Source organism: bacterium (assembly GCA_035527515.1).
Classification (GTDB): Bacteria; B130-G9; B130-G9; order B130-G9; family B130-G9; genus B130-G9.
On sequence record DATLAJ010000138.1, the window covers coordinates 1 to 4,897 of the forward strand.

5 protein-coding genes are annotated in these 4,897 nt (G+C 58.0%); all 5 read left to right on the forward strand.

Annotated elements, in window-relative coordinates; genetic code table 11:
* The first annotated feature begins 168 nt into the window (after nucleotides 1-168).
* Nucleotides 169-399, forward strand: coding sequence for a hypothetical protein (locus tag VM163_11225; GenBank protein ID HUT04451.1), 231 nt, complete (start codon nucleotides 169-171; stop codon nucleotides 397-399).
* A gap of 108 nt (nucleotides 400-507) precedes the next feature.
* Entirely contained in the window at nucleotides 508-1,029 is a 522-nt protein-coding gene (locus VM163_11230) for a DUF6531 domain-containing protein (protein ID HUT04452.1), read from the forward strand.
* 7 nt (nucleotides 1,030-1,036) lie between these two features.
* Nucleotides 1,037-1,597, forward strand: coding sequence for a hypothetical protein (locus tag VM163_11235; protein HUT04453.1), 561 nt, complete (start codon nucleotides 1,037-1,039; stop codon nucleotides 1,595-1,597).
* Between the two features lie 25 nt (nucleotides 1,598-1,622).
* Nucleotides 1,623-4,199, forward strand: coding sequence for a hypothetical protein (locus VM163_11240; GenBank protein HUT04454.1), 2,577 nt, complete (start codon nucleotides 1,623-1,625; stop codon nucleotides 4,197-4,199).
* Nucleotides 4,200-4,230: 31 nt separating this feature from the next.
* A partial coding sequence (locus tag VM163_11245; protein ID HUT04455.1) for a hypothetical protein occupies nucleotides 4,231-4,897 on the forward strand: 667 nt, incomplete at its 3' end.

The following is a 4,897-nucleotide window of genomic DNA, read 5'->3' on the forward strand; positions in this document are numbered from 1 at the left end:
CGCCTGGCTAATCGTTCGGGCCTAAAGTTGGCCCCAGAGAGATGAAGCTGTGTGTATATCGGACAGTTCTGGCCATCTTAGGGTATCGAGGCCGAGTCAGCCACCCCACGACTCGATTCTGCCCTGGCGCCCGCTCCCACAACGTCGGGACAATACGCACACCGCACGATGGAGCAGAAGCGCACCTTCTACGGCACCACTGTCGCTGGTCGTCCCGCTCTCCTGCGGTCAGACACAAAAAAAGGAAGCGCGAGGCGCCTGCGCCTCACTCGCCTCACTCGCCGAAGCGACGCGGATGCGGCGCCTCGGCCCAGGTTATGGGAGCGGCGGCTCGCCGTCAGACGAACCATCCAAACTGCTCTTATGACTGGCGATCCCATTGGTCGGATGGTTCACTGATCGAGCTCGGCACATTTTCACCGCTTTTGGCACAGAAAATGCCTAATACAGCCAAAGGTTAATAGTGATTATACAACACAGGTCTTATTAGACTAAAGGAGACGGCACATGTCCGAGATGAGGCGTAGCAGACAACTTGTATGGCTAGTTTTGTTTTTCTTTCTGACGACATTCGGTGCGGACCTGCACCGGGCTTTCGCGTGTGGCGGCGGTGGTCGGGGAGGAACTGCGGACGCTTCGCGCGTCATGCGCATGGAGCGTGGGATGGGGCGCGGCAACTCGTCCTATCTGATAAGCAACTTCACCACGTATGTCCCAGCGGAGAAGGGTGAGTACCTTCAGGGAGTTCTCACCTCGACCGGTGAGCTCGTGTTTTCGGCCCTTGACCCCGCAGTTCCGGGTCACATCCCGATCCACGTTTATCGCTACTATGATTCTTCAAACCTGACTACCTTTGGCCTGTCCCGAGGGTGGGGACTCAACTACATGAAAGTGATCAGGAAGCAGTTCGGCAGTTTGTCTCTATGGATGGATCCAAGCCGGGGCGTTCACTTCATACACTTGGGACTGGGGCACTCAGATTCAGGCAGCGCTAACCAAATCAGGCACCCCGTTTTGCATGGTGGGTGAGACGGCGATGTCCGACCCGAGAGATGAGCTGGAGGGCAAGATGAGTGGGTATTCATACGGCCGGTGCGCGAAGCTCTGCCACAGCGGAGTTGCGTGGAGCCTGGCCCGGCAGAAGGATGAAGAACCGGGCTATCAGGGAAGCACGTACTGCAATGACGCTCATACTAGCTCTCTGTTCTACGACGACGAGAAGTACACCGGGTGTGCTCATTGCTGCGACGAGCGCTTCTCTACGATGTTGACCGGAGGTTTTCAATACGCTGTTAGCCACGACCTTCCGTTGCCCTCGACCCGCGCCGAGGACCTGACCGAGTTCAGCGGCCCGGTTCTGGAAGGCTTGCTGTATGAGGGCGGGTGCCAGATTCCGCCGGGCTACAACAACGACCTGGGGCAGATGATTGGAGAGATGATCGATTTCGCCAATGCGTTCTCTGCGTATCTCGGCGGGCAAGGGGTTGGGTCTTGCGCGCAGACTTATGGCGCCGGACTAGGAGTCCCAGATGTTCCGGATGACAACACGCTGATGGGTTACTGTAACGCTCCTGCGACGCCCTTAGAGACATGGTAGTTTAGAGATTAAGGAGAGGATAGCTATGAGGATTCTGCGGTTTTCTTCCGCGGTTTTAGTGATTGTGCTTTTCGTGGGGGCTCAGGAGAGGATTTCCGTTGCTCGATCGCCCACGATCGACCATGCGAGCTACATCCCGTACTTTGACCTGCCCTACCGTTACTGTGATCTCTCCCTCGGGGAAGGTTGGATTGCGGTGGGCACCGAGCAAGGGGCGGTGCTGATAGACAGGGCAACGGGTTTGCAGACTCACCTTTTCTCATCGGAGGAAGCGTCCGTTGTCGGGCTTGTGGCCGGCGGGGAGCTCTGGTCAATCCTTCCGTGGCTCTTGACTAGTTATGAAGGGCCTGGCCAGGCCACGAAGGGGGCGATACGTTGCTATGACGGGTTAGGATTGCGCGACTTTGACGAGCGTTGCGGTCTGCCTGATCTAGGCTGGCTGGAGCGCGACGTCAGATTCTATGCAGACTGGCGCAGCGGCACTTGGTTCTCGCATTACAGGGGGATATGGCACTTCGACGGGGAGCACTGCGAGAGTTTCCTTGTGGACGACTTCCTGCCGGGAAACTCAGTGCGAGCTTTTGCGATCGACACTCTGGGCAGGAAGTGGGTGGGCCTGAAGGGGGCCATTGCGGTCTTGGACGCCGGAGGTTGGAGTCTTTACTGGTTGGAGGATTATCTAGGCCCGGGAAAGGCAGAGAGGATTACTCCTGGTATTGCGGGAGACGTTTGGGTGCTGTGGGTAGATTCCACAGCGGCTGTTCTGAAGCTGATACACTATGTTGACGGCGAATCGAGCGTGCTTACCTTCGATCGGTCGATCGAGGGATGGCCATCAATGGCTGTGGACGCAGAGGGTCGTCTCTGGATAGAGGTTGGTCGGGACGGTGCCTATTGCCTCGATCAGGGAGAGTTGCGTCATTATACCTCCGATGATGGTCTGGCAAGTGATGTCGTGCTGGACATTGACGCAGATGAGCAGGACGGGGCGGTGGGCTTCTTGTGTTCTCTGGAAGAGGGGGAATATGAGTATGCTATCTCTGTGCTTTCAGAGGGCGCTTGGGTCACCTATCAAGTTGAGGCTGACTTGCCGTGGGAGGACACGGACATTCTCCGGATCGATGACGAGGGCTCGATATGGCTTGGAGGCGGCGAGGCCTGGTCCTCCCCGTCTCGGACGGACTTCCTGTGGCGTATCGGTCGAGGAGGCCGTTGCGATAGCTTCGCTCCCCCGGCGGAATCCTTGCTTTACCGTGGGCCCGCCCAGGTGGGCGAGAGCTTCTTCTTTGCTTGGGCTAGGCCTGGCGAGAGCGGCTTGGCGATTCTGGAGGGCGACGTTTGGCAGACACGCGCCGAGTGGGACGGTATTCCGCTTGACAACATTGACCAGATTGAGGCAGACGCATTCGGGAGGGTCTGGCTGCGGCGGGACCTGGGCGTATATAACCCCACTTCGCTGGTGTGTATCTGGCCGGAGGCGAACTGGGCGGCTGAGTTCCGCCCCACCGGTAACCCATTTGACATATCGTGCATGGCGCCCGACCGCGTGGATGATTGCATCTGGTTGTCATTCCAAGGTAGGGAGGAATGTTACGGTTACGGTCAGTATGGAGGCTTTCAGAAGCTCAGTGCAACGGGCATCGAACGCATACTCGAGAATGCACCTCGTTCCTATGTGGGGGTTGACGCACGAAACATGAAGTGGCTCAGGGAATGGACAGGAACGGATGTGCGATTCGAGCTATTTGACGGGGAGACCTGGCACGATATGCCAGCCCTGCCCTGGGCCAACCTGATGATACCGATTGGCGATACGGCACGGATAGTGGAACACAGCGGTGATTTCGTGGCGCTGCTGTATGACCGCGAGAAGAAGTCGGCGGCGCTGGACGACCGTAACGCCGGCATTACTTGCTCGGTGATTGCGGTCTATAATGGGGAGGAGTGGCGCGGCTTCACCTGCCCCGAATCGTTTGCGCAGAGCAGCACTGCCATCACTGGGGTGGATTGGCTCGGCAATTATTGGTTCGGCCTGAATGTTCTTGTGCCTGAAGAGAACTTCGTCCTTGCGCCAGAGGCGCTCATCGCCAACCGAGAGAATGACGCTGCACTTGAGTTGACCGTCTCAATCATATACCGGGCCCATCCCGTGGACGCGGACATCTATGTTGGTATTCAGGCGCCGAGCGGGCAAGTGTTCTACATAGCGGGTCAAGAGGCGGCGCCTCCGTTTCCGATATTCTACGCGGCGTTCGATGGCAGCACGGAGTTCTTGCAGCCCGGGCCGAGCTACACCGGGCCGGGCTCGATACCCAACACACCGGACATGAAGGACCTCGCGCCTCCGCCCCTGCCCCTGCCGGACCCACCCGACGGCCAGGGCCCGACCGGTCTAGCTCTGTTCGCGTATCCCGTGCCCTACTTCGCGAACGTCCCGCTGCCTGCATACGGAGCCATCGCCGACCTCGTCCTCCTGAACACCACCCTCCCGAACGAGGCCCCAGCCGGCGCATACACGTTCTACATCGGCCTCACCGCCCCCTCCTCAATCTCAAACGTCTATCGCTCCGCCTCATCCCCCTTCGAGGTGAGTAACGAATGAGCGTTTAGGAGAACATTCCGATGAGAATGGCGTGACCGTCTCCACGATTGAATATGACAAGATGAACAGGCCCGTCAAAAAGACTAACGCTCTGGGCAACTCGTATGAGTTCGAATACAGCGACAAAGGCGATTGCACCAAGCGCACGGACGCGACGAGTCAGATAACCAATTATACTTACGACGCGGACAACCGAGTTATCTGCATCGACTACCCCAACGACTCAGACATAACCATCGAGTGTGATCAGGTTGGCAACAGGACGAAGGTGAGCGATGGCATAGATGACGTCACGATGGAATACAGGCTGAACGGGCAGCTGACGAAGTTGACCAACTCCACCGCCAGCGCCTCGATCGAATACCAATACAACGACGCGGGCCTGCGGACCTACGTCAAGGACTACGAGGCGGGCGTTACGAGCCTCTACTACGATGCTCTTCTGCGTCTGACTTCGATAGCATACCCGACTGGCGGCACGGTGGCGTTCGATTACGCCACCAGCAGCAGTTTGCGAACCAAGATCGACCTGCCCAACGGTGCTTACACGGACTACGAATACGATCTCAAGGGCCAGGTCACGTCGGCCGCATCCCGCAAGTCGGACGAGACTCTTCTAGAAAGCTACTCTCACGAATACGACCCCGTAGGGCGCCTCGTCGGCATCGAGGACGAGGATGCTAACGAGACGTCGCTTG

Bases quoted from the DNA above. Each gene is read 5' to 3' on its own strand.
- VM163_11240 (HUT04454.1), top strand. From the start codon at position 1,623: ATGAGGATTCTGCGGTTTTCTTCCGCGGTTTTAGTGATTGTGCTTTTC.
- VM163_11235 (HUT04453.1), top strand. From the start codon at position 1,037: ATGTCCGACCCGAGAGATGAGCTGGAGGGCAAGATGAGTGGGTATTCA.
- VM163_11225 (HUT04451.1), top strand. From the start codon at position 169: ATGGAGCAGAAGCGCACCTTCTACGGCACCACTGTCGCTGGTCGTCCC.
- VM163_11230 (HUT04452.1), top strand. From the start codon at position 508: ATGTCCGAGATGAGGCGTAGCAGACAACTTGTATGGCTAGTTTTGTTT.